Origin of the sequence: Acinetobacter sp. RF14B (assembly GCF_006864105.1) — a bacterium.
Classification (GTDB): Bacteria; Pseudomonadota; Gammaproteobacteria; order Pseudomonadales; family Moraxellaceae; genus Acinetobacter; species Acinetobacter lwoffii_C.
On the sequence record NZ_SMTB01000182.1, the window covers coordinates 1 to 1,622 of the forward strand.

Genomic DNA, 1,622 nt, shown 5'->3' on the forward strand with positions numbered 1-1,622 from the left:
TCGCCAGATTACGCTGCGTCGCTTTGGCGGCCCACATCTGCTGGTTCATGGCAGGCGCCACCCAAACAGGGGCATTCGTTGCCAGATATAAGGTACTCAACAGGTCATCAGCCAGACCTGCAGCGAATTTTGCCAGAGTGTCGCAACTGGCCGGTGCAACCAGTAACAGGTCAGCCCAGCGGGCCAGCTCGATATGCCCCATGCCTGCTTCGGCTTCAGGATCCAGCAGTTCAGTATGCACAGGATTGCCCGACAACGCCTGAAAAGTTAAAGGTGTAATAAAAGCTTGTGCCCCCCGGGTCATGACAACCCGCACATTAAAACCGGCATCTTTCAGACGGCGAACCAGAATGGCACTTTTATAGGCAGCAATACCGCCAGTGACTGCTAAAATGATATTTTTATGAGAAATTACACTTAGATCAAAGCTCACGAACAGCTTTCCTTTCTGTTGCAGTGGGGCTCACAATAGCATTAAATAATCACATTCCCAAGAGATGCGCTTGGGGGAAAACCAATAATTCATAATAAATAAGTCTAATCATCATGCAATTTTCTATAAAAAACTGGCCAGAACAGGAACGGCCACGCGAACGTTTAATTCAATATGGGGCAGAAAGTTTATCCGATGCCGAACTGCTGGCTATTTTTCTCCGTTCAGGTTCACAGCAGCATTCAGCGGTCGAACTGGCACGTGTATTGATTCAGCATTTCGGGCATTTAACCGCCCTGCTGGATGCCCCTTTACAGGAGGTCAGCCAGTTTCATGGAATAGGTATCAGCAAATACACCCAACTAATAGCGGTCAAGGAATTGGGACGGCGTTATATTGCTGAGCATCTTAAACAGGATGCACTCGAACTCAGCAACTCCAAACGGCTAAGAGATTATTTACGTTTTGAATTGCTGGGAGAAAGCCAGGAGGTATTTGCCGTGCTGTGTCTGGATGCCGGCTTGAGAAAAATCAGTTTTAAAAAACTGTTTTATGGCTCCATTAATGCATGTGATATTTCCATTAATCAACTGCTACGCTATGCCATTACCCAGCAGGCAACCTCAATTGTTATTGCTCATAATCATCCCTTGGGCAGAGCCTATCCGTCTCAGGCAGATCTCGACTTAACCCGACAGATTCAGCAGGCCTGTCAACTGGTTGACATTCATTTGATTGATCATTGTATTATTGCACTCGAGGGCTGTTTCTCCTTTGCTGAGCAGCACCTCATCAAACCTGAAAGAACACCCTGAATAGCACTTGACAAAGCAGGCACAAGTTCCGAAGATCATGAAAAAAACTGTGATGATTCCAATAAATGATCGTACGTGACCAGCCCAGCCTGTTTAAACTGCTATTTTCCTGGCGGGGGACAATTTTACCGAAGGTTCTGCCCCCTTTAGGTGTGGTCATGCTGATCTCGGCCATTGTCGGCGGATTGGCGCATATTGGTTATCTTAATTTTCCAGAATTACCGCTGAGCGGCTTTACCGTGATCGGGGTCGTGCTCTCTATTTTTCTTGGTTTCAAAAACTCGGCCTGTTATGACCGCTGGTGGGAAGCACGCAAACTCTGGGGCATTCTGATTGCCAACGCTCGGCACTTTGACCGCGACTGCCGAATGCTG

At 47.5% G+C, this 1,622-nt stretch carries 3 protein-coding genes; 2 read left to right on the forward strand and 1 reads right to left on the reverse strand.

Annotation, left to right across the window (positions count from 1 at the left end; translation table 11 throughout):
- Window positions 1-433 (reverse strand): flavoprotein (locus tag E2K52_RS14330; RefSeq protein ID WP_319922811.1); only part of this gene is annotated, 433 nt, incomplete at its 3' end.
- Between the two features lie 113 nt (window positions 434-546).
- On the opposite strand from E2K52_RS14330, the gene radC reads away from it, so the two are divergent.
- Together radC and E2K52_RS14340 are read left to right on the forward strand one after the other, a co-directional pair.
- A complete protein-coding gene (gene radC / locus E2K52_RS14335; protein WP_151205671.1) occupies window positions 547-1,248 on the forward strand; it encodes a RadC family protein in 702 nt (233 codons plus the stop codon).
- Window positions 1,249-1,313: 65 nt separating this feature from the next.
- The coding region (locus tag E2K52_RS14340; protein ID WP_151205672.1) for a bestrophin at window positions 1,314-1,622 on the forward strand (309 nt) is incomplete at its 3' end.

Coding starts and splice junctions, on each gene's coding strand:
- radC (WP_151205671.1), top strand. CDS start 547: ATGCAATTTTCTATAAAAAACTGGCCAGAACAGGAACGGCCACGCGAA.